The 21,252-nt window shown below is 57.1% G+C and carries 18 protein-coding genes and 1 pseudogene; 4 read left to right on the top strand and 15 right to left on the bottom strand.

What is annotated here, in order from left to right:
* Window positions 1-99: 99 nt before the first annotated feature.
* On the top strand, window positions 100-984 hold the full coding sequence (locus C5J22_RS18480) for a sugar phosphate isomerase/epimerase (protein ID WP_027664432.1): 885 nt from the start codon (window positions 100-102) through the stop codon (window positions 982-984).
* 20 nt (window positions 985-1,004) lie between these two features.
* Here the strand turns inward: C5J22_RS18480 and C5J22_RS18475 are convergent.
* From C5J22_RS18475 to C5J22_RS18430, 10 genes and pseudogenes are all read right to left on the bottom strand, one after another.
* A pseudogene (locus C5J22_RS18475) lies at window positions 1,005-1,488 on the bottom strand (ATP-dependent DNA ligase); the annotation flags it as partial.
* A 197-nt stretch (window positions 1,489-1,685) separates the two neighbouring features.
* Window positions 1,686-2,618, bottom strand: a complete 933-nt coding sequence (locus C5J22_RS18470; RefSeq protein ID WP_105439387.1) for a dihydrodipicolinate synthase family protein — start codon at window positions 2,616-2,618, stop codon at window positions 1,686-1,688.
* Between the two features lie 27 nt (window positions 2,619-2,645).
* Window positions 2,646-3,473: a shikimate dehydrogenase gene (locus C5J22_RS18465; RefSeq protein ID WP_105439386.1), complete on the bottom strand. Its 828-nt coding sequence runs from the start codon at window positions 3,471-3,473 to the stop codon at window positions 2,646-2,648.
* Window positions 3,474-3,477: 4 nt separating this feature from the next.
* Window positions 3,478-4,281 carry a sugar phosphate isomerase/epimerase gene (locus C5J22_RS18460; protein ID WP_105439385.1) on the bottom strand — a complete coding sequence of 268 codons (804 nt, stop codon included), beginning with the start codon at window positions 4,279-4,281 and terminating at the stop codon, window positions 3,478-3,480.
* A 134-nt stretch (window positions 4,282-4,415) separates the two neighbouring features.
* Window positions 4,416-5,435: an aldo/keto reductase gene (locus C5J22_RS18455; protein ID WP_205837197.1), complete on the bottom strand. Its 1,020-nt coding sequence runs from the start codon at window positions 5,433-5,435 to the stop codon at window positions 4,416-4,418.
* Between the two features lie 295 nt (window positions 5,436-5,730).
* Window positions 5,731-7,029 (bottom strand): ABC transporter substrate-binding protein, encoded by a 1,299-nt coding sequence (locus C5J22_RS18450; RefSeq protein WP_105439383.1) that lies wholly within the window; start codon window positions 7,027-7,029, stop codon window positions 5,731-5,733.
* Between the two features lie 45 nt (window positions 7,030-7,074).
* Entirely contained in the window at window positions 7,075-7,920 is an 846-nt protein-coding gene (locus tag C5J22_RS18445; protein ID WP_105439382.1) for a carbohydrate ABC transporter permease, read from the bottom strand.
* A 9-nt stretch (window positions 7,921-7,929) separates the two neighbouring features.
* Window positions 7,930-8,871 (bottom strand): carbohydrate ABC transporter permease, encoded by a 942-nt coding sequence (locus tag C5J22_RS18440; protein WP_105439381.1) that lies wholly within the window; start codon window positions 8,869-8,871, stop codon window positions 7,930-7,932.
* A 53-nt stretch (window positions 8,872-8,924) separates the two neighbouring features.
* Entirely contained in the window at window positions 8,925-9,977 is a 1,053-nt protein-coding gene (locus C5J22_RS18435) for an ABC transporter ATP-binding protein (protein WP_105439380.1), read from the bottom strand.
* A 144-nt stretch (window positions 9,978-10,121) separates the two neighbouring features.
* Window positions 10,122-10,952: an IclR family transcriptional regulator gene (locus tag C5J22_RS18430; protein ID WP_105439379.1), complete on the bottom strand. Its 831-nt coding sequence runs from the start codon at window positions 10,950-10,952 to the stop codon at window positions 10,122-10,124.
* 186 nt (window positions 10,953-11,138) lie between these two features.
* Between C5J22_RS18430 and C5J22_RS18425 the strand changes: the two genes are divergently transcribed.
* The gene (locus C5J22_RS18425; protein WP_172746691.1) at window positions 11,139-12,146 is read left to right on the top strand and encodes a Gfo/Idh/MocA family protein; all 1,008 of its coding nucleotides are present in this window, start codon (window positions 11,139-11,141) and stop codon (window positions 12,144-12,146) included.
* 175 nt (window positions 12,147-12,321) lie between these two features.
* Window positions 12,322-13,320 carry an SMP-30/gluconolactonase/LRE family protein gene (locus C5J22_RS18420; RefSeq protein WP_105439506.1) on the top strand — a complete coding sequence of 333 codons (999 nt, stop codon included), beginning with the start codon at window positions 12,322-12,324 and terminating at the stop codon, window positions 13,318-13,320.
* Between the two features lie 25 nt (window positions 13,321-13,345).
* Here C5J22_RS18420 and C5J22_RS18415 read toward each other — a convergent pair whose 3' ends face one another.
* The 3 genes from C5J22_RS18415 to C5J22_RS18405 form a co-directional block, all read right to left on the bottom strand.
* On the bottom strand, window positions 13,346-14,119 hold the full coding sequence (locus C5J22_RS18415; protein ID WP_245440458.1) for a shikimate dehydrogenase: 774 nt from the start codon (window positions 14,117-14,119) through the stop codon (window positions 13,346-13,348).
* Window positions 14,120-14,148: 29 nt separating this feature from the next.
* Window positions 14,149-16,122 carry a VCBS repeat-containing protein gene (locus tag C5J22_RS18410; protein WP_105439376.1) on the bottom strand — a complete coding sequence of 658 codons (1,974 nt, stop codon included), beginning with the start codon at window positions 16,120-16,122 and terminating at the stop codon, window positions 14,149-14,151.
* Window positions 16,123-16,463: 341 nt separating this feature from the next.
* Window positions 16,464-17,288: an IclR family transcriptional regulator gene (locus C5J22_RS18405; RefSeq protein WP_105439375.1), complete on the bottom strand. Its 825-nt coding sequence runs from the start codon at window positions 17,286-17,288 to the stop codon at window positions 16,464-16,466.
* A 647-nt stretch (window positions 17,289-17,935) separates the two neighbouring features.
* On the opposite strand from C5J22_RS18405, the gene C5J22_RS18400 reads away from it, so the two are divergent.
* Window positions 17,936-18,826 (top strand): ribokinase, encoded by an 891-nt coding sequence (locus C5J22_RS18400; protein WP_105439374.1) that lies wholly within the window; start codon window positions 17,936-17,938, stop codon window positions 18,824-18,826.
* A 178-nt stretch (window positions 18,827-19,004) separates the two neighbouring features.
* On the opposite strand, the gene C5J22_RS18395 is transcribed toward C5J22_RS18400, so the two are convergent.
* Together C5J22_RS18395 and C5J22_RS18385 are read right to left on the bottom strand one after the other, a co-directional pair.
* The gene (locus tag C5J22_RS18395; protein WP_105439373.1) at window positions 19,005-19,913 is read right to left on the bottom strand and encodes a nucleotidyltransferase and HEPN domain-containing protein; all 909 of its coding nucleotides are present in this window, start codon (window positions 19,911-19,913) and stop codon (window positions 19,005-19,007) included.
* 561 nt (window positions 19,914-20,474) lie between these two features.
* On the bottom strand, window positions 20,475-21,251 hold the full coding sequence (locus tag C5J22_RS18385; RefSeq protein WP_105439371.1) for an aldo/keto reductase: 777 nt from the start codon (window positions 21,249-21,251) through the stop codon (window positions 20,475-20,477).
* Window position 21,252 lies beyond the last annotated feature (1 nt).

Here is a 21,252-nt window from a genome sequence, read left to right as displayed (position 1 = left end):
GATGTTGGTCTTTGGCGTACGATTGTAGTGCCAGAGCTTCAGTGTACAAAGGGTCATCTAAAACGCAGGCGGCGCGATGTCGCCAGGAGAGTAACGGAAATGACTGGGAAAAACGGAATCGAGTTGTTGGCGGCGTTCTTCACACTTGGAGGCGACGTCTATCCGTTCGGTCCGACCGAGATCAGCCCGATCCCCTTCAAGGATCGCGTCGAGGCTGCCGCCAAGGTCGGCTACAAGGGCATGGGCCTTATCCACGCCGATGTCCAAGCCACGGCCGCTCAGATAGGCCTGAAGGAAATGAAGCGGATCGTCGATGACAACGACATCAAATACCTCGAGTACGAATTTCTCTCCGGATGGTATTTAGACGGCGAGCGCCGGGCGAAGTCGGACGTCATGCGGACGGAGATGCTCGAGGTGGCCCAGGGTCTCGGCGTCCGCAATCTCAAAATAGCTCCCGGCCTCGGAAGCGATCTGTATGCACCGACCGAGGCGGAAATGACGCCTGACGTCGACCGCATGCGCGAGGCGTTCGCTGGGGTCTGCCGTGACGCCGCCGAATACGGCGTCAGGGTCGTCATGGAGATCATGCCCTTCTCCAACGTCCGGACGCTGGAAGTGGCCCGTGCGATCGTGGAAGGTGCCGATCAGCCCAACGGCGGCTTGCTCATCGACATCTGGCACATGGCCCGCGGCGGCATTCCCTACAAGGACATCGAGAAGATTCCGTCCCGCTTCATCGGCTCGATCGAGCTGGACGACGCCGACGCCGATGTGAAGGGCCTCCTGTGGGAAGACACCATCTATCATCGTCGCCTGCCGGGCGAAGGCGTGCTCAAGCCGAAAGAATTCATCAAGGCAGTCCAGAACGCCGGCTACGAAGGTCCTTGGGGTGTCGAGATCATCAGCGAGACCTATCGCAAACTTCCGCTTGCCGAACAGGCGAAGCGCTCGTTCGAAACCACGATGGCCCAGTTCAAGTGACGTCCGAGGAAAACATTGAAATACGCGACACCGCGCAGATCGCGGCCGTCCAGATAAACAAGATCAAAACCGTAGAGGACAGCGTCGGAGGCACGGTTGCCAGCTTATTGCCGGATGCGCCCAGCGATTGCTGCAGCAGCCCAAAATCCGGCCGCCCCTCTTCGTCGAGCACGACGGCCTCACCATCGTCGCCGGCCCGAGCGCTCGGGCGGCGTCCGCGATTGCCGGAAAATGATGCGTCCAGTCATGTCCGCCACGGGTGAGGATCCGGATACTCTGCGGCTCGATATGAATGGCGAGGCGATAGCCATCCAATTTCAGCTCCCAACTCCACTCGCTTCCCTGGGGCATGGGTGTTCAATTCCGCAGCGCAGGCTCGACGCGCTCAGGCATCGGATCGAACGGCAGCTGTGGTTGACCTGGATCGCGTTTCCTGCGGGGCTGGAACGGATCGGGGCCTCGGTGTCACGAAGGAGGCGTTTATGATCTCGGAGGCTTCGTCATTGCCGTCAATCGGCACCCAAAAATCTGCATCCCGGAACACAATTGGAGCGGCTTGGTTGAACGACGATGATTTCAGAACCGAACTGGACCGCGGTGACCGGTGATGTACAAGGCGAATAGTCACCATTCTCGGGGGACGTGGTTCCCCATTTTTTACCTCTCTCAAATCGCAACATGCTGGTGGTGACCGTTTTTGGCTAAGATACCTGCTTGATCCGCTCGCGAAAGTTCGCCGTTCCCTGTTGAATATGGTCCAGGAGATCCATGACTGCCCAGTGACGCTCGGCAATGTCATAATCGGTGACACGGGAATACACGCTCTCGAAGGTGCCGAGGCGCTGATGCCAGACCTTGGCGACTCCCGGATACCCCATCGGTTCAGCCATCGCCGCCAGGGCAAGAAAAATTTCAAGTTCGCGACGCAGATCGCTGTCCTCGGAAGGGTGTTTGTAAAGCCAGGCGTACAGGTCTGGGTGGATGTTGGTAAAGACGCCAGAGAATCCTTTCGAACCTGCCCGTATTGCGGCTGCGGCAATGGCCGCATTCGCGTTGACGATCGCAAAGCCGGAATCGCCGGAGAGCGCTACGCGTCGCTTCACGGTTTCAAGGTCGCAGGAGACATCCTTCAGGGTTACGAAGCGGCCGGTGTCGCGGCAAAGCTTAAACTCGTCATCGCTCAAGAGACGGCGATAGGGAGCCGGGCATTCGTACAGACCGAGGTCCAGGTCGCTCGGGAGCCAACTCAAGATGGCGTCGAGGCCGGAACGAAACGCTTCGGTTCCGGCATTTCCAGCATCGAGCCTGTTGGTGACCAGGACAAGTGCATCGATCCCTGTTTCGGCCATCGCCACCAGTTCGGCACGCTGGTCATCACGGCCATCGCTTATGTGTCCCGATGAGATTACCGGCACACGCCCGGCTGCCAGCGTGACCACCTTTTTGGAGAGCTCAACTCGCTCTTCCAACGACAACTTCTGCATTTCGCTCGATTGGCAGACGGCGAAGAGCGTATCTGCACCATTGGTGATGTACCACTCCACAAGTCGCTCGAGACCTTCCCAATCGATCCGATTTTCCGGGGTGAAAGGGGTTATCATAACGGGAACGATCCCTTGGCCTTTGATCTTCATGACGCAATCTTTCGCTATCTTCGTTCGTTAAAGTGCAGTTCCTGCCGGCAAGCCTGCCGCAAAACCTGCCATCAGGCGGATCTGCGCGAGCAGCATGTCATTCCCATCAGACACCGTTGCACCGGCTGCCTTGGCGGCGCGCAATAGTGCCGTCTCGCCGCTTAAGCTGGCGATATCAGCGATGAGCATTTCGGGCTGTATCGCGTCAGTTGGCAGAGGAAATATGCCGTCTCCCTTGACGCCGATCGGAGATGCATTGACGACGATATCGTAGTCCCACCTAGCCGATCCATCGACCGAAACCGCGCATTCTTCACCGCGGAGGGAATTGACCATATTCGCGGTAAAGGCGACGGATTCAGCGGAGAGATCCATCAGATCAATCTTCCTAACGCCTTCTTCGGCTAGCGCGAAAGCGATCGCGCGCCCGGCGCCGCCTGCTCCGACAATCAGCACGCGGGCGCCGCGCAGTCGCGATTTTGACTCTCCGAGTCCTTCAACGAAGCCCACACCATCAAAAAGCGCGCCGTTCATCTGGCCGTCCTCTCCACGCTGGACACAGTTGACCGCACCAACTGCTTTTGCCGTCGGCGTTAGAGTTGAACACTTTTTGGCAGCCGCGACTTTGTGAGGGATCGTCGTGCTGATACCGCAGAGGTTGGGAATGGCGGCGAAGATATCCCATGCCGCCGCGAAGTGTTCGGCGGTTACCAGGAATGGCACCGCGTAGATATTGACTTCGGCGGCGGCAAAGATCGGGTTGATCAGGCGCGGCGTCTGTACCTGGTGGATTGGGTCTCCAAACACAGCGTAGATACGTGAGTTGCCATCAAGGTTGGGAATATTCGCTCGCATAGTTTTATTCCTTGTTGAACAGGCTACGGCAGCGATCGATCGCGATGTCCATCACCTCCGCCGGGTCGCGAGACCACCAGTCGGTGGAGAAGATCTCTACCTCCACCGCGCCATGATAGCCGGCATCGCGCATCATCGTGTGGATGCCGCGCAGGTCGATGATCCCATCTCCCATCATGCCTCGATCGGTCAGGAGATGCCGCGTAGGGATCAGCCAGTCGTTGACATGAAATCCAAAGAGCCGGCCTGCCTTGCCCGCACGCTCGATTTCGGCTCCCAGTCGCTCGTCCCACCAACAATGATAGACATCGACAACCACTCCGATCCCCGGTCCTAATGATTCGCACAAAGAATTTGCATGGGAGAGGCTGGAGATGACGGTGCGGTCACCTGTGAGCATAGGATGAAGTGGCTCAATGGCGAGCTTCACTCCAATCTTGCGTGCGCGCTCGAGTACTTTGCCAACCAGATCCTCGATCCGTTGTCTTGCAGAATTCAAGTCCTTTTCATTGTCTCGCAAACCTCCCGTAAACAGGAAAACATGATCAGCCTCAAATCTGGCTGCACGCTCAAGCTCCGCCTCGGCCCGGTCAAGGCAGTCCGCTGCCAACGGCCCAGCGCGGTTATATCCTGAGACCGTCATCCCGAGATCTTGCAGAACAGAGAGAGCGTCCGTCTCGCCGACCTTGGCAATTTCGTCTCCCCAAATAGATACGGTCTCCAGTCCTCGCTCTGAGCAGAGTCGAAGAAAGGTCAACATATCTGCTCTCTCGCGCACTGTGGCGTGGTTGAAGACAATGTTCGTCATCGGCCCCCTCGTAATGTTTGAATACCAATGTTCCTGCGCGGCTGGGCCGCAGCCGCAGTATCAGGATCGTGTTGTTTGTTTGGGAACTGACGGAGTTCTGACCTGACAACCAAGCTCCGTCTTAGTCGGCTCTGCTAGCCGACCTTCCCCGCGTAGCGACGAGCTTCCGGCGCGAGCCATGGAGAAACATAGCCCCGGTCAGCTTCTTCGATCAGCGCTCCCGGCGGAACAAGTTCGTCAATCTGGTCGAGTGTCGGCACTTTAAGAACTGCTTCGAACCCGGCCTCCATGCTTTTGAACTGCTCGAGCGTGCGTGGCCCCAGGATCACGGAAGTCACCGCGGCATGCGCGAGCGGAAACGCCTGAGCCATGTGCATAAGGGACAAACCCGCCTCCATCGCGATGCGTTCAAGTTCTGGAAGGAGTTCCAGCTTGCGCCTGTTGCCTTCGCGCTGCATATCGAAGCGGGACTGTAGGATGGGGTAGTGCTGCCCCCATTGCCCTTTTACGCGCTCGGCCCTGGATCCTGACGGCGCTGAGCCATCGGCTTTGTACTTGCCGGTTAACCAGCCGCCGTTCAGTGGGCTCCAGGCGGTAAATCCCATTCGGTAATGTTGAACGGCAGGAAGGGTTTCTCTCTCTACGGCGCGTTGAAAGATCGAGTACGGCGAGCTTTCATTGATGAACCGTGCCGTCTTATTCAATCGACTAACCGATTGAGTCTCTGCGAGGTACCAGCTCGGCAGGGTCGAGGACCCGATGTACCGAACTTTGCCTTGGGCCACGAGGTCGCTGAGAGCGCCCAGTGTCTCGTCGAGATCGGTCTGAAGGTCGGGCCGATGTATTTGATAGAGATCGATATGGTCGGTGTTAAGCCGTCGCAGACTGTGTTCGACCTGCTTCATAATCCAGTAGCGGGACCCGCCCTGTTCGTTGCGTCCTTCACCGGCCGCCAGACGAAACTTGGTTGCGAGCACGACTTTGTCCCGACGGCCTGCAATCGCTTTGCCGACGATCTCTTCGGCCTCTCCATGGGAATAAGTGTCAGCAGTGTCGATGAAATTGATGCCGCGGTCCAAGGCACAGTGCACGATGTCCATGCACTCTTTTTCGTCGGTATTCCCATCTGATCCGTAGCTCATGGTCCCCAGCATGTATTCGCTGACCTGAACTCCAGTTCTCCCAAGGTAACGATACCTCATAACCGATGTCTCTCTGTTAGTTTGACCGCGGCCCGGTCCGAACGGGGTTCGCGCACGATCTACGATCACAGGGCACAATGATGCCCCCGGCTTTTCCAGCCGCTGCAATGCGAGAACTCAGGCGGCCTGAACCACTGATTTTCGCGTCGACATTTTGACGACGTTTGTCGATGGTCGTGTCCCGACAGTGAGCTGGATGGAGGTGACTAGCCACCGTCCACCCAGCCTCTTTTTCGAGGATGCAGGCTTACTGCGCCTTCGCGAGTGCCGCTCCATACCGTTCGATCAGCTCATCGTAGGCCTCCGCCGGTGATCCGTCTTTCAGGATCATTCTCTGGAAAGCTTCGCCCAGGATGGTGTGATACGTGGAGAGGATGGGGGTATAGGCCACGGTTTGGCCACGCTGGCCTACCAGATCAGCCCACTGCTTTTGATCCTTACCCGCGTCGGTCTGGAAGTATGGAGCAGTGTATGTCGATTTACGCGATACCACCTCACCGCCCTCGGCTGCGAAGGCTTGCGCCTCCGGCGACACCATGAACTTCACGAATGTCCAAGCGGCATCCTGATTGGCTGTCTTCTTATTGATCGCGATGTTGTAACTGTAGACCGTCTGTTTGTCGTTTGCCGTATACCCCGGCGCCGGAGCCCAGGCGAGGTCATCGCCGCCGCCTTGCTGCTGCACCGTTTTGTAGCGATAAAGGCCGAACACCGCCATCGCTGCACTACCAGACCGGATTGCATCGTGCACTTCATTGAAACCCATCTGCGCGCTGCGCAGCGGAGTCACCTTGCACTTCGTGTAGAAGTCCTTGATCGTTTGCGCCGCCTTGATGAACGACTCTTTTGAAAAGGCGATCTTGCCGTCAGGGGTGAAGTATTCACCGCCATTCCCGGGCAGCATTGTACTTAGGAAGAATTCTCCGAGGCTCTGGGCACCGCCAAGTCCGCCTGTGGCCCCGAGCGGAACGGCGAACGGGATCGTATCCGACTGGCCGAATTTGGCGCCTGTTGCGCACACTTCATCCCAGGTCGTCGGCGGCTTGACCCCGGCCTTTTCCAACATGCTCTTGCGATAGAAGAGGATGGGAATTCGGAAATCCTGGGGAAGAGCATAAAGCTTCCCGGCGACCTTCGTGCTCGACAGCGGCAGGAGCCAATCCTCATCCGGAATGCCGTCCTTCTTCACCAAGTCGTCGAGTTCGAGCAGATTTCCAGTGGCAGCGAACTCGGAAACAGCAAAGCCGACGACGCGGATCACGTCTGGTGTCTGGCTGCCGGACTTGATTGCGCGGGATGCTGTTTGGCCGGTTGGATCGACAAGGAACTTGACCTTGATGTCAGGGTTTTTCGCCTGAAAAGCATCGATCATCTTGGTTTGAGCAGCCGACCGGGGATCCTTCGAATTGTTTGGATCCAGAAACGTCTGGTAGATGATTTCCTTGCTCTGAGCAAAGGCTTGCGGAGCAAGGAAAGCAAAGGTGGCGGTACTTATTCCAAGCGCCGCGACTGCTTTGATAAGTTTGCGTTTTGACGTGGTTTGCATGCGTCTTCCTCCCGTTGAACATGGTGCTGTGTGGATGCTAGGTCATCAGCCTTTGACGGCGCCTGCCGTAAGCCCGGAGATGAACCACTTTTGAACGAAGCCGAACATGAGAATGACCGGCATCGATGCGATCATGACAAAGGCCATCATGTAGGACCACGAGATGCCGATGGCGTCAAAAACCTGATTGACGAGAGCGACCTGCAGGGTCCGCTTTGCTACCTCGGGCGCGAATACCGCGACGGTAATGTAGTCGTTCCAAGTGGTTACAATGCCGATCGTGGCAACGGCCGCTATGCCTGAACGTATCAGCGGCAAAATCAGGCTCCAGATAATTTGGAAGCGAGACGCGCCATCGATCATCGCCGAGTCCTCGATCTCAACCGGAACGGCCTCGACGAAATTTGCGATGAACCAGACGGTCTGCGGGATGATTCTCGCGGAAAGGATGATCGTCACCACGATACCGCTATTGAGCAGACCAACCGCTTCAAGTAAATAATACGTGGGAACCAGCAGGGCGACGCCCGGCACCATCGAGGTCGCAAGAACCATCAGCATCAAAGTGCGCTTGCCTTTGAAAGAAAAGCGAGCAGCAGCGTAGCCCGCTGGAATGCCTACGATGAGGGCAATGATGACGGCGCCGACGGAGTAAGCAATCGAGTTCCAAAGGTCGGTCAAGAATGCCGCGTCCTGGAAGACCTTGATGTAGTTCTCCAGAGTAGCCGAACTTGGTAAGATCGTCGGGGGAACAGCAACCGCTTCCACTTCCGTCTTGAAGGAGGTGGCAAAAGCCCAAAGCACTGGCCCGAGAACGATTATTGAGATCACGAGCGATCCCAAGATCGCTGGGATCTGTCCGCTTGGGCGGTTCGAAAGAGCGTTACTCATATTGCGATCCTATCCGGTAACGCGGCCGGTGAGCCGGCTGTAGAGAGCACCAAGGGCGACGTTGATGAGAAGGACGACGATCGAGACGACTGCGGTGGGTCCGATGTTGACCGCCTGCACGGTTCCACGAAACGCTTCGAAGCTAAGCGTGGTCGTCGACCCCAGTGGCCCGCCGCCGGTCATGACAATGATCAAGGTCATCAAGGTCAGGTACATGATGGACAGTGTCAGTGCGGTACTGCCCAGGGTAGGCAGGATTTCAGTGAGCGTGACGTAACGGAATTTCACGAATGCTCCGCCTCCATCAATCTCTACGGCTTCGTAGAGTTCTTTCGGAATGGACTGCATGGCGGCTGTCGCCATCACCATCACGTATGGAAACGACCACCAGGCTGTAACGATAATGATAAGGGGCAAGGCCATTCCTGGGTCGCCCAACATCAATCCAGGATCAATACCCAGCTTCTGGATCACGTAGGGAATCGGCCCAAACGATGGGTTGAGGAGCCAGAGCCAGATGCTGCCGACGACCGACATGGAGAGCGTCCAGGGAAAAAGGATGAAAACGCGCAGTGCGGAACCTGTCACACCCGCCCGGTTCAAAACCAGCGCCGAGGCCATTCCAAGTACGATGGCACCCACCAGAGACCCACCAACGTAGGTCAGGGAAATTACCGTCGTGTCCCAGAACTCGGACGAGCTCAGAACTTCAATGTAATTGGCGAGAGCCGCAAAGCCTACGAGCTCGTAATATTTCGTTTTTTGGAAACTCAACCAGATCACAAAGATCGTAGGATAGAGGGTCACAAGAAACAGGATCAAAACAGCTGGGGTGAACCAAAGAAAGGGTGTCCAACGAAAGCGATTTGCGCCGTCAGTGGCGTCTACGGCGTCGCTTGCAAGGGCCGTCCCGCTTTGATTGGTGCTGACTTGGAGCAGAGGTGTCGGCATTCGATTACCAATCCCGTGTGGGCGTCTCAGGCAGAGTGGAGGGCGTTGCGTGCTCAGGACAGGCGACGACCGGTGCTCTCGCTGAAGAGATGAACGCGTGAAAGATCAGGGGCTACGGTGATGGTCTCGCCGACCTTCGGCAGAACTCGATCACGGAAGATGCAGACAATGGTCTGAGAGCCATGCCGGGCTATGATCTGCGTCTCGGACCCTGTGGGTTCCACGACCGTGACGGTGAGGGGCATTCCTTCGTCACTAAGAATGAGATGCTCAGGGCGAATGCCGTAAATCAAAGTCCCCGACGTATCGGATACCCCCGCAGGTAGAGGAAGCGTGTGCCCGCCCTCAAGAACGAACCGGTCGTGCTCGACGTTGCCTTTGAGGAAGTTCATCGACGGCGATCCGATAAAACCGGCGACGAAGACGTTGGTGGGGTAATCATACAGGTCGAGCGGCGCACCGACTTGCTCAACATGGCCATCGTGCATGACAACGATTTTGTCGGCCATAGTCATGGCCTCGACCTGGTCATGGGTCACGTAAACCGTGGTGGTCTTGAGCCGCTGATGCAGTTCCTTGATCTCAGCACGCATTTGCACGCGCAACTTTGCATCAAGGTTCGAGAGCGGCTCGTCAAACAGGAATACCTGCGGATCTCGAACAATTGCGCGCCCCATCGCCACGCGCTGACGCTGCCCGCCCGAAAGTTCGCGAGGGTAACGATCGAGGAGTTTGGTGAGGCTGAGGATTTCAGCTGCTCGTTGGACGCGCGTCGTCCGCTCCTCGCGCGAAGCCTTTTTCAACTTCAACGAGAAGCCCATGTTTTCCGCAACGGTCATATGCGGATAAAGGGCGTAGTTCTGGAAGACCATTGCAATGTCTCGGGCCTTCGGAGGAATGTCATTGACGGTGCGTCCACCGATCTGGATCTCGCCGCCAGAAATACTCTCCAGGCCGGCGATCATCCGCAACAGCGTTGATTTTCCGCAACCCGAGGGCCCGACCAAGGTCACAAATTCCCCCTCGTGGATATCGACAGACACACCATGAAGCACGGGTACGGCCCCGTAAGCTTTGCGGACGGCCTTCAGCTCAACACTAGCCAACTGTTTCCTCCTACCGGCCACCGAGGCGGCCACTTATCCCAAGGCGATCTGCGAGATCGCTATCGGAACGTTATTCCACTAACAACGGGGAGTGTCAACATAGGCCGGCAATGCGCAAGACGCGCCGTTGACTTAAAAAGTCATTTAAATAATATTCCCAATAACTTGCGAACTTCTCGAAGTATTGGTCTGGGGGGTAAGTGAGGCAATGCGATAAGGCCAAAGTTGGGAAAGTTCCTCGGCAGTGGCCTTAACCTGTTCCGCTAACTGCGGGAGTACGAGCGCAGAAAAGTGGTGGATGGCTCCGGCGATGCTCACCGTTCCAACAACCTGACCTCCAACGCGAATGACAGCGGCGACAGCGGCGACGCCGGGTTCAGCTTCCTCTATCGCGGTGGCCCATCCGCGTTCCTCGGTTTCATCCAAGGCAGCGGAAAACGTCTGCTTCGAGGTAATAACCCGCGGCCCACCCAGATCTGTTCGTCCCAGTCCACTTGCTACCGCCCTTGCCAACGCCTCCTCCCGATCCAAGGTCGCTAACCACGCTTTTCCGTTGGCGGTCGTGTGCAATGGGACTTTCGCGACCAACTCTGGCTGGTAGATCAGGCCGGACCGCATGCCTTGTGAATGGGATATCCACGTCAAACCATCACGATCAAGGATCGCAATCCTGCCGAGCCCCTTTGTATTGCTCGCTAACCGGTCCAATATCGGCTGGCAGATGTCGGGGATTCTTGTCCCGGCCAGCAGGCGCTGGCCCATCACGGCAAGGCGCAGCGTCAGTCTATAGAACCCGTTCTCGGGATCCTGTTCGGCCCAGCCTAAGTCGCACAGACTGTTGAGGAGGCGATGCGCTGCGCTCTTCGGGACGTCCAACCGGCGACTGATCTCGCCTAATGACAGTCCAGTGGCGTTCTCACTCAGCAGGGTGATGAGGTCAAAACAACGGTCTAGGAGGGATTTGACAAGTCGCATGATACCACGATATTCGGTTTATCGGAACGCTATTCCAATAGCATTGCGAGAGGCGTTTCACAAGAAGCCGCCCGAAGGGCCGTTAGACGCTAGTCCGTGGGGTCGTCGGTTGCCATCGGGTCGCTGTCCTGGATTCGTTTAAGCATGGCTTCTCGCCTTGATAAACCCGCAATGAACGGAGTCGAGATGAAGATCGCAGTATTCGACGTCAGCCACTGGCATTTTCCGCTTTACATCCCTGCACTCAAGGATCCGGGTATCGAGGTAATCGGCATATCCGACAGCACGTCATTTGCCGGGGCTCGTTTTTCCGATCTGCTCAACTGCAAGCTCTATGGTTCGAACGATGAACTCATGAGGCAGGACTTCGACTTCGCGCTCGTATTTAGCCGTCATTCCGACATGGCTGAACTCGCCGAGCGGCTGATCGCCAAAGGCAAGCCCTTTCTCATCGAGAAGCCATGCGGACTTAATCTCGAGGAAGTTCGTCGTATTCGCATACTCTCTAAGAAACACGGCGTCTTTGTAAGTGTGCCTCTCATTATGCGGGTGAGCGACCTGGGTGATCGTCTTTCGCCAGCTGCAGGGTTCACGCCGGAAGGATTTCAGCATCTCTCCTTCAGGTTTATCGTAGGGTCGGTGGCTCGTTATGAGCGAAACGGATGCGGTTGGATGCTTGACAAGGCGCTTGCTGGAGGTGGTTCGATGCTGAACGTTGGCGTTCACTTCATCGACATGATTGCAAACCTGACGCAATCCCCGATCACTCATGTCTCAGGCCAGGTCCAGATTTACCGACCCGATGTGACTGTCGACGAACAGGCTGTGTTCACCTGCCGCAATGGTTCAGGACAGATCGGCGTCATCGAAACTGGCTATTTGTATCCCTCCACAGCCGACGATCAGCGAGATTTCGCGTTCTCGATCTCGCATCGTCAATCCTACATTCGCGGTTACGCTGACCAGTTCTATGCAAAGTCGCGTGAAAACGAGAAGGCTAGCTCGACGACAATCGAATACAATACGGACGAGTATTACCCGGTTTTCCTTCGCCGCAGCTGGGAGGATCTCGCAAACGGCCGGCCTCCCGTTGCAGGCCTGCTCGAAGCGGAACGCGCACTGGCCGTCATCGAAGCCGGGTACCGCTCGGCGGCAAACGGGGGCGCTCCTGAAAAGGTCGATCCTGATATCTAGTTCGCCACTTAACAGTTGTCGGGTGGCGCGAGTAAGCTCTCATCTCGTGCTGCAAGGTCAGCCGTGCCATACTCTATTGCGACAACGGCCTGGCGCCGCACCCCGGTTTTGTTGATTCCCATCCGTTCGCCTGAGATTCTTTCGCGGACATCGTCTTCCACCATTGGCCGATTGCATGACGAAACCCGCCATCGAGATCATTGCCGCTGGGCTTCACTTCCCGGAAGGCCCCGTAGAACTCCCTGATGGTTCGATTGCCGTCGTTGAGATTGGCCGCGGCAGGATCTTGAGGATCAGGGAAGGCAGACGACAGGACGTACTGGCGGTGACCGGTGGCGGTCCCAACGGGATGGCTTTAGGGCCGGATGAAGCACTCTACGTTTGCAACAATGGAGGGTTTTCCTGGGCGCAGGAGGGCGATTGGTTACGTCCCGTCGGCCTGGCACCGGACTACAGCGGCGGCTTGATCCAGAAAGTCGACGTGGCGACGGGCGAGGTCACGACCTTGTATGATCAGTGCGACGGCCGAAAACTTAGCGGCCCGAACGATATCGTTTTCGATGATCAGGGCGGCTTTTATTTCACTGACACGGGCAGGGTTCGAGAGTTCCAGCGCGATCATGGGGCGGTCTATTACGGAAAAGCCGATGGCAGTTCGATAAAAAGGGTGGTGTTTCCACTTCTCGCGCCGAATGGAATTGGGCTATCACCCGATCTTAAAACACTTTACGTCGCCGATATGGAAACAGCGCGACTGTGGAGCTACGCCATCGTTGAGGCGGGGGTCATCCGGAAAAGGCCGTTTCCGAGCCAGAGCGGCGGTGAGCTCATCATCGGGCTTGGCGGGTTCCAGCGGTTCGACAGCCTGAAGGTCACAGCTTCCGGTAACATCTGCGTCCCGACCTTGGTGACCGGGTGCATAACGGTGGTTTCGCCACGAGGTGAATTGCTCGATCAAGTGTGGATGCCGGACATCTATCCGACAAATCTCGGATTTGTCGGGCAAGACTTGCAAGATGCAGTCGTCACTCTGTCTCTGACAGGTCAGGTGGGCCGACTTCGGTGGCCGGAGAAAGGTCTGAAACTGCAACATCAAGGGAATCCTAGCCAATCGCATCTCGTCGCAAAGCGCGTTTGGAAGGAGTCCGATGCCCCTGGGCTTCAAGAAAATTGAGTGATTTTTCTGAATTGGAAAGCAGCTAAGCCCAAAGCTCACAGATATGGTCGACGGTGAGGTCGGCCTGTCCGGTGATCATGTGCATGCCGGAATGGGTTTCGACACCCTTTGCTGCGGCCAGTGCGAGAAGTCTGGTGGTCTCTGGCTGGGCGATGACTTCGGCAAATGTCATCCCAGGCTGCAGGAGATCTGGATTGAGCGGAAGAGCGTCAGTGTCCTGAAGGCCGAGTGACGTGGCATTGATGACGAGCTGGCCTGGTTGCGGCTCGGCTTTGCCTGCCTTGGCAACCCTTTTTCCAAAGTCGGCATTCACCGTTTCCGCCAGCGCTTCGGCTTTGTCGAACGTTCGATTTGACACCGTAATGCTGTTGGCACCGGCCTCGACGAGCGCAAACGCTATAGCGACCGAAGCACCACCAGCTCCGGCAATGAGCGCGTCGCGACCCACAATCGCGATCCCCTTCGATTGAAGGCCACGTACAAAGCCTTTGCCATCGAACTGGTAGCCTCGAAAGCTGCCGTCGCGCTCGCGCCGGACGAAATTGACGGCGCCGACCCGGGCAGCCACTGGATCGAGACTGTCGCAAAGCTCGATCGCCGTTTGTTTGTGAGGTAGGGTGATGCCGAACCCCACGAGGTTCGGCATCGCCCTCAGACCGGCCCAGATCGTGGTCAGGTCCTTTGCAGGTACATGGAGCGGGACAGATACGATATCTGCTCCGCGTGCCGCAAAGAGCGGATTGACCGCAGCTGGCGACTTGGCTTGAGCGATCGGGTCGCCGATAATGCCAATCAACCTGGTTGTACCTCGAATGCTGACGCCACTTACCACCACAATTCCTCGCGTTTGAGCCAGACGATGCTGCCGTCCTCGATCCCGACAACGATATCCAGATTTCCGCGGCCGGCCCAATCGACGACTTCCGGGGAGGCGACGTGCATCGCCATCTGAATGGTCTCGTTGCGGTGTTTGATGGGGATTGGCAGCGCAAAACGCGGCTCTTCCGGTGTTCCGACATTGCGGGAGTAGAACAGGCCAGCCTGCTTCGTTGTATTACGTGGGGCGCCGGTCTCAGGATCCGGTGGCACACAGGCGCGGGCATGGGTGCCAAAGATAAGGTCCGTGCGACCTGTGCCTTCCCAATCGCAGAAGCACAGCTTTACACGTCCGCGACCGCCGCCGACATCGACCGTAAAGCGCATGGCTTCGCCGTCTTCCCAACGCAGAAAACGTTTGTCGACGAGTTCTGTATCTGACCCCTTCCTCCAGTCACTGAGGACGCCATCCTCATCCAGTGCGACATAATGGAGGTCGTTGTCCTTGAACCAGTCGACGACTGCCGGCCGAACCCGCCAGACCGTCTTCAACGGCTTACCCTTGAAGGTTAGGAACTCTTCCTCGCCGAAACGTGGCGGCAGAACCTTTTCGCCGGTGTTGCGGAATAGCCGGTGACGGCCCGTGACGTCGCTGACCAAAATGTCCCTGCTGCCATTGCCGGTCCAATCGGCAAGGGTCGGGCAGGAATAGCCGAACATCTTTTCCGATGGTCCTTGGATAGAGCCCGTCAATCCGGCTGCAAGCCGGATCGGCGTGTCGCCACCCTTCAGCATGACTTCCTTGTCGAGATAAATGATCCCGTCTTTTTTTCGGCTCTGGTAGAAGAGCAATTCGCCGGTGCTGTTGCCGACGACAAGATCGTAGTGGCCGTCACCGCTGAAGTCATAGGCTGCGGGACTGGGCAGGATACCCGCGTGAATCAATGGCTTCGTGGTCTCGATGCGGCCGCGCTGCTCGAAGCGTGGAAGTCCGTCTTCGCCATCTCCGACGTTCTTTAGGAAGCTGATATAGCCATCCTCGGCGCCGTAAATGATATCCTCGCGACCGTCGCCATCCCAATCGATGACGCAGGGGAGATGGATGCACTGTTCGAGTTCCAGAACCTTGTCGTCGACGCCGCGGATAAGGCTGGTTGGCTCGAAGGTACCGTTTTCGCGCCGTCGGGCGATATGCAGGATGTTCCAGAACTCGCCTGCGATGACGTGTTGCTGCCTGGTCCCGAACTTGCCGAATGCAGGCGCCAGCTGCCCATACACCTCAAGTGGCGTTTCGCCGGCGATGAGGGCATGACCTTTTTCCAGCACGGGAGCTGCGAGCGTACCTTTGTTTTTGAATGCGTAGAGGAAGCCACGCAGCGGACCGCCGAGCCAACGGCCGGCGTCGTCATAACCGCGATAACCTTGGTCGTTCCATTCCAGACCGTTTGGCCAATAATCGTTCCAGTAGTCGCTACCGACGATCAGTTCCGGGACCCCGTCGCCGTCGATGTCGTGGAACCGAGCCATATGGAAATATTCGTTGCCCTTGACCCAGTCGGCGTCGAGGTCAAGACGGACGGGGTCGCCGAATTCAGGCGCGCCTCGTTTTCCAACGTTAGGAAACACGTAAATCTGCTTGCGCAGCCGCGACGCTGAGACAAGATGGAAAACATCTCCGTCCTTGACGGCCGTCACGTAGCCGCGGACGCCTTCGATCAGCTCTTCTTCACCCAGAATAGGTGTGCCGTCGGGGCTGGTGCCGATCTGGCGGCGCAGGAAGACGCGACCGTCATAGCAGGCGTCCCATGCAGAAATCAGCATGTCCTTCGTGCCTGTGCCGCTCCAATCAACGATCTCGACGCAGGTAATGATCCGACCTGCAACAGCCGCCGAGTTGACGTCGGGGTGGTATTTCAAAGCCTCCGAGCCGTAATCCGGACCGTGCCACAGAGTGGCGTCGTCCTCCCATCGCGTTACGCTCATCACAAACCCTCTCTACAAATTATTGGAAATGAATTCTAAAACGAAACCACCTTTTAAATCTAGTGAGAAAATTGAGTTTGGCGGGTGTCGGGGTGCAGAACGGAGGGACGGCTATACATAAGGAAGTTGAAGGTGAAGTCCGACAGGGCAGACGGAAAACGCGCCTGTGCTCCCCTCAGGGCGCGTTGCTGGCGGGCTGCCAGTGGACAAGCTGTCCTGGAAGCGCGCGGGAGACGCAGAACTGCCATCCGTGATGGTTCTTGACGAGGTCTTGCCAGAAGCCGGCGATCCTTGCAGACCCAGCTGGCCGTGATCATGTTTCAAAGTAACTAGAGATGCAGCTACCGCACTGCGCCGGTGGCAACGATCAGGGGCGTCATGGTTCGCTGACGAACTCGCAGAGGCCAGATATCACTCAGTTCTTCCGCAGCTTTCTTTAGGGCCCGAACTAGGTCCGGCCAACGATCTTCGGTTATGCGCATAAGAGGTCCCGCAACGGAGATCGTTCCAGCGACCGGCGCTTCAGCGTCAGAACTCGTTCGAAAGGGAACCGCAACTGCTGCGGTACCAGCCTCACCCTCTTCGACAGAGGTTGCGAAGCCACGCTTCCGAGTTTCGTTTAGTCGGACTCTGAGTTCATCGATTGATCGAGCAGAATTGGGACCAAGCTTTCGTTTGGCGGTAAAACCGCGAGAATAGACAATCTCCAGGGCGCGTTCTTCAGGTAGGGTAGAAAGCCACGCCTTTCCATTCGCCGTTGCGTGAAGAACGATTTCTTGTCCCATATCCGGATCATACCGGAGGCCGGCTGTTGCACCTTGTGCGCGTGCCACCCATACCAAATCCTGACCTTCGAGGATTGCGAGGCGGCAATATTCCTGGGTTTCCGCGGCCAACCTATTCAAAACGGATTGGACGACGTCAGGCACATTCCGCGCATCAAGGTTACGGAATGCCAATGCGCTTAATCGAAGAGAAAGAGCATAGTTTTGGCTCGCGGCATCTTGGATTACCCAACCGTGGCTAATCAGCGTCGTCAACAGCCGATGGACCGCACTGGCCGGCATGTCGAGGCGTCCAGCAAGGTCGGATAGCTCAACTGATCCTGCTTCTCCGGCCAGCACTTCCAAAAGCGTCAGGCATCGTGATACGGCTGCGACGGTCAAACCTTAAATCTCCTTTTCGAGCAGCGTAGAAGGTTTGTTTCCATTTTGGAATAGGCTTCCACATGGTTCCCCATCATACGAGAGGAGAGCATGGCTTCTGCGGATTGCTCAAATTAGCGCACGATACGCCCAGCAGCTCCTCGCAGTCCCTCAACTCGTAGAAATTAACGAGCGCCGGTAAATACTGAGACAGGTCCGCAGGGGTCTAGCGCGAAGTCGGTGAACACCTTGGGGATTACATCGGGTAGGTCGAGACCTCGAGGTCGTTGGCCTTTTTCTCGGCACGGAGCTCGGCTGGAAGCAGCAGCGAGCCTGGCAATTGGTAAAGGACTATTCGCACAGCGTCTTTCTGGGTCGGTACTTGGGCATCCGCCCAGGAGCGGGCTGAGATCGCCCTCAGCATCGGCACCCCGAGTTCGGAGAGAGGCGGTCGCTGGCCGCTTGTTTACCGAGCTGCTTTTTTGACCATTGATTAAAATAGAAATCGATTCTAAACCAGAAATAGATTTCAGCCACTTGGCGCACTAGGGGGGTGAGAACTGATGGCATCGTTCAGATGATGCTTACCCCACGATTGAAGCGGATCCCACTATTCGGCGCGGCGAATGTTTCCGCGCCTTCGTGAAACAGGCTTAGGATTGATCGCTATGATCGTCACGTTTGGATCAATCAATGTTGACCTCATCTTTCTGGTCAAGGAAATACCTCAAGCGGGCCAGACCGTCCTAGCGAAGGGATCGCGAACCGAAGCTGGAGGAAAGGGTGCCAACCAAGCATTGGCAGCTGCCCGGGATGGTGCCAAGGTCGTTATGATGGGGGCAGTCGGTGACGACGCCATGGCCCCTATCGCCCTTCAGAATTTGGAGGGCGAGGTCGATATCAGCCGCCTCCTCCGATCGAGGGAACCCACTGGCTCCGCCGCAATAATGATCGACGCCAATGGCCGCAACATGATCGCGGTTGCAGCAGGTGCCAACCTTGTCGCGCAATCTGATGGTGTTGAAGATGAGCTGCTTCGGAATGCAACTTACGTTCTGATGCAGATGGAGAACGACGCCTCCCAGATCGAAGAGTTGATCAGGCGAGTTTCCAATCAGTCTGCAAAATCGATACTCAACCTCGCGCCGGCCTACCGGCTGGATCGAGACCTTCTCTCTCTCGTGGACATTGTGATCGTTAATGAAGACGAGGCCGAAGCTCTTGCCGGATGGCTCGGATGCGAATCAAGCGCGAGATCGTTGTCTTATGCGCTCGATACTGGGGTCTTGCGCACCATGGGAGGAGAAGGAGCCGAAGCCTCGATCAAAGGAGAGGAGGTAAGGGTACCTGCGCTCAGTGTTAATGCTGTGGATACAACTGCAGCCGGCGATTGCTTTGTGGGCGTCCTCGCTTCGGCTCTCGATCGAGGCCTGTCGCTCGATGCAGCGATGCGACGAGCTGCAACGGCCGCCGCCATTGCCTGCTCGCGTCCGGGAAGCCAGTCGAGCATCCCTCATCGGGGCGAGACCGACAGTTGGACTGAAAAAAGCTTGGATTGAGCCGCTCGAATCGTAGACGCGCTTTCAGCGGGGGCCGACGCAGCGATTCTGCAGTTCCACAATAGCGCCTTACGGCGCAACAGGTGCTTCCAACGGTTGAGCCGTATGTGGGTGCCGCGGGTTCGGTTCCCTTCAAGGCGACGGTTATGGGCGTCCATCCGTCGACAAATTGAAATCGCTAGTCGACATTGCGCCCAAGCATTTCAAGATGCTCCGTGCATACGTGGTCGACCAGCTCGAGAAGAAGGCTGGTTCGCTCTCCGAGCCAGGAGAGCGCCTCCTCGCTGATCTCGTACTGCTTCGAATAGCGCGCCTTCACATAGGCTTCATTCAAAGTGTTGAACCAGGCCCGCTCCCGGTGCTGATCGCGGGGAAATGCCTCGGCCAGACGTCGATCCTGTTCCTCGGCAAGCGCGCGCAGGAACTTGATGTTGTGGGAGGGCGGGCCGTAGTTCGTCAGCGTGAGGAGGATGCAGGCATATGCCTGCTCGAGTGATTGATGGAGAAGAAACGCCGCTCTCTTCGCGTACTGTTTGACGATAGCGTGCCCGGCTAAATCCGAAAACTCCTTTGCCGCCAGCAGCCGCTCTTCGAAATGGCTTCTGGCGATCCTCAGTCGATCCGCCGGCGACAGCGGTTGCGGCTCCGCCAGCGGCTCGTCATCCAACTCATAGAGGATGATGCCTTCCTTTCGGATATCGACAAAGAAGTACTGCCCTTCCTTCAGGTAGGTGTTCACCTCGCGCCTGGAATGAACGATGAAGCTCACCGGCGTCTCGATCGACTTGTCGCGGATCAGCCGGTCGGCGGCCTTGTACCAGTAGTCGGCGAACTCGCAGAGCCTGCGATCGTTGACGATGACCAGCAGATCGAAGTCTGAGCGATAGCCCTTCGTGGTGAAGGGCTCGTCGACCCATCCACCCTTGGCATAGGAGCCGAACAGGATGATCTTCAGGATCCGGCCGCGCTTCTTGAACCCGGCCGTCCCCTCCTTCAGCGCGTCCTCGAACTCCTCATGCAGGATCTCCAGGACCCGGCCGAGCTCGCGCTGTTTGCGCGGGGGCATATGATCGATCGACGATTTCATGAGCAATCGATAGGCGAAAGATCGGCAACCGTCCACTGGCAGTTCTGGTAGTCCCGCTCCGGCTCAGTGAGGTCGTTCAAGTTGACGATAGGTGGTTATCGGGTGGGCGCGCGTCGAGCTCCTACAGCGATTCCTTGACGCTGCGAACGCCCGGCTGTCCGCGATCGAGGGGAACGCGACCCCGAAGGTGAGGCTTGAAGCTCTGCAAGCGCCGACAGACCAGACGAGCCGGAATTCAGGTCCGCTACCGTACCCAACTGTTGCTTCAGAGGTCTTTGCTCCTAGCTTTTTGGCAAATGAGCGATGCGACCGAAAAGAATCCATCTACCCTTGATCTAAGACGTGCGGCGTTCCAGCAAACTTCGGAATTCGCGCGCCTCAATGCTGAGGCCGAGAAAAAGGCTCGCGACGAAAAGACCATCCGTCTGCGTGCCCCCAGGCTCGCAAGGCAGAACGATCACTGACAGGAGCTTGCCGCCAATCAACAGGACGTGTCAACATGTACGGAACCCTCTTTTGACGTCCTTAGGTTGACGGACAGGACCGTTTTCGTGGCGCCCGTCAATCGTTATTCGGATCACCGAAGGCTGCGAAGTTCTGGCGGAGGTGTTGCGGCTTGCTCGTCCCGGTGAGGACGATCCCTGCCTTGACCGCTCGGTGAATGAAACGAAATGCCGCCCTCCCGGTCTGGTCGGGCTGTGGTGTCGCAACCAGTTCGCCCATGGCGAACGGGCGGTTTATGATTGGGTGCATGCCCGCTTGCGTGATGGATGTCAGCAGCGGAAGAAATTTCTGATCAGCCATGTTCAAGGGGAACTGCAGAAACGCGTAGATGCCGCTTGAGATCGCCAGTTCAGCAGCTTTCGTCGAACTGACGCTCGCTCCGAAACGTCTGATCCCCGCTGCCTTCGCGTAGTCGATTGCTTCCACGACGGCTGGGGATGTAACAACGTCTTCGCTCGCCTTATGGATTTGTAGGACGTCGATCTCGCCCAGCAACGAAATGCTCCGGTCAATGCTGCTCTTTAGAGCATCGATGCCGTGGTCTACAAAAGGCCTACCGGTATAGTCGTTCCAGTGTTCTCCCGCTTTCGTCATGATCCGGAGCGACGAGCGTCGCTCAGGGGGCAGCGCGGCGAGGAAGCGGCCGAGAATAGTCTCGCTTGCGCCATAAGCTGGCGCTGTATCGAACACCGTGATCCCGAGTTCTGCAGCGCAGCTCAGCAAATCGCTAGCCTGACGCTCGCCGGGTGGATCGACATTTGCGAATCCCCACCGACGTCCGATCGATACCAGCCCGAGTCCCAACTCTAATTTGCTTGCGTCATGCTGGAGCATT

It is taken from the genome of Neorhizobium sp. T25_13 (genome assembly GCF_002968675.1).
GTDB classification, from domain to species: domain Bacteria; phylum Pseudomonadota; class Alphaproteobacteria; order Rhizobiales; family Rhizobiaceae; genus Neorhizobium; species Neorhizobium tomejilense.
Note: the sequence above shows the minus strand (reverse complement) of the source record. Positions and strands in the feature narration are given on the sequence as shown.

What these genes read in the sequence shown, in the direction of transcription:
- C5J22_RS18455 (WP_205837197.1), bottom strand. Translation starts at nt 5,435, where the DNA reads ATGCTGGGGACCATGAGCTACGGATCAGATGGGAATACCGACGAAAAA.
- C5J22_RS18450 (WP_105439383.1), bottom strand. Translation starts at nt 7,029, where the DNA reads ATGCAAACCACGTCAAAACGCAAACTTATCAAAGCAGTCGCGGCGCTT.
- C5J22_RS18430 (WP_105439379.1), bottom strand. Translation starts at nt 10,952, where the DNA reads ATGCGACTTGTCAAATCCCTCCTAGACCGTTGTTTTGACCTCATCACC.
- C5J22_RS18460 (WP_105439385.1), bottom strand. Translation starts at nt 4,281, where the DNA reads ATGACGAACATTGTCTTCAACCACGCCACAGTGCGCGAGAGAGCAGAT.
- C5J22_RS18470 (WP_105439387.1), bottom strand. Translation starts at nt 2,618, where the DNA reads ATGAAGATCAAAGGCCAAGGGATCGTTCCCGTTATGATAACCCCTTTC.
- C5J22_RS18385 (WP_105439371.1), bottom strand. Translation starts at nt 21,251, where the DNA reads ATGCTCCAGCATGACGCAAGCAAATTAGAGTTGGGACTCGGGCTGGTA.
- C5J22_RS18420 (WP_105439506.1), top strand. Translation starts at nt 12,322, where the DNA reads ATGACGAAACCCGCCATCGAGATCATTGCCGCTGGGCTTCACTTCCCG.
- C5J22_RS18410 (WP_105439376.1), bottom strand. Translation starts at nt 16,122, where the DNA reads ATGAGCGTAACGCGATGGGAGGACGACGCCACTCTGTGGCACGGTCCG.
- C5J22_RS18445 (WP_105439382.1), bottom strand. Translation starts at nt 7,920, where the DNA reads ATGAGTAACGCTCTTTCGAACCGCCCAAGCGGACAGATCCCAGCGATC.
- C5J22_RS18465 (WP_105439386.1), bottom strand. Translation starts at nt 3,473, where the DNA reads ATGCGAGCGAATATTCCCAACCTTGATGGCAACTCACGTATCTACGCT.
- C5J22_RS18400 (WP_105439374.1), top strand. Translation starts at nt 17,936, where the DNA reads ATGATCGTCACGTTTGGATCAATCAATGTTGACCTCATCTTTCTGGTC.
- C5J22_RS18440 (WP_105439381.1), bottom strand. Translation starts at nt 8,871, where the DNA reads ATGCCGACACCTCTGCTCCAAGTCAGCACCAATCAAAGCGGGACGGCC.
- C5J22_RS18395 (WP_105439373.1), bottom strand. Translation starts at nt 19,913, where the DNA reads ATGAAATCGTCGATCGATCATATGCCCCCGCGCAAACAGCGCGAGCTC.
- C5J22_RS18480 (WP_027664432.1), top strand. Translation starts at nt 100, where the DNA reads ATGACTGGGAAAAACGGAATCGAGTTGTTGGCGGCGTTCTTCACACTT.
- C5J22_RS18425 (WP_172746691.1), top strand. Translation starts at nt 11,139, where the DNA reads ATGAAGATCGCAGTATTCGACGTCAGCCACTGGCATTTTCCGCTTTAC.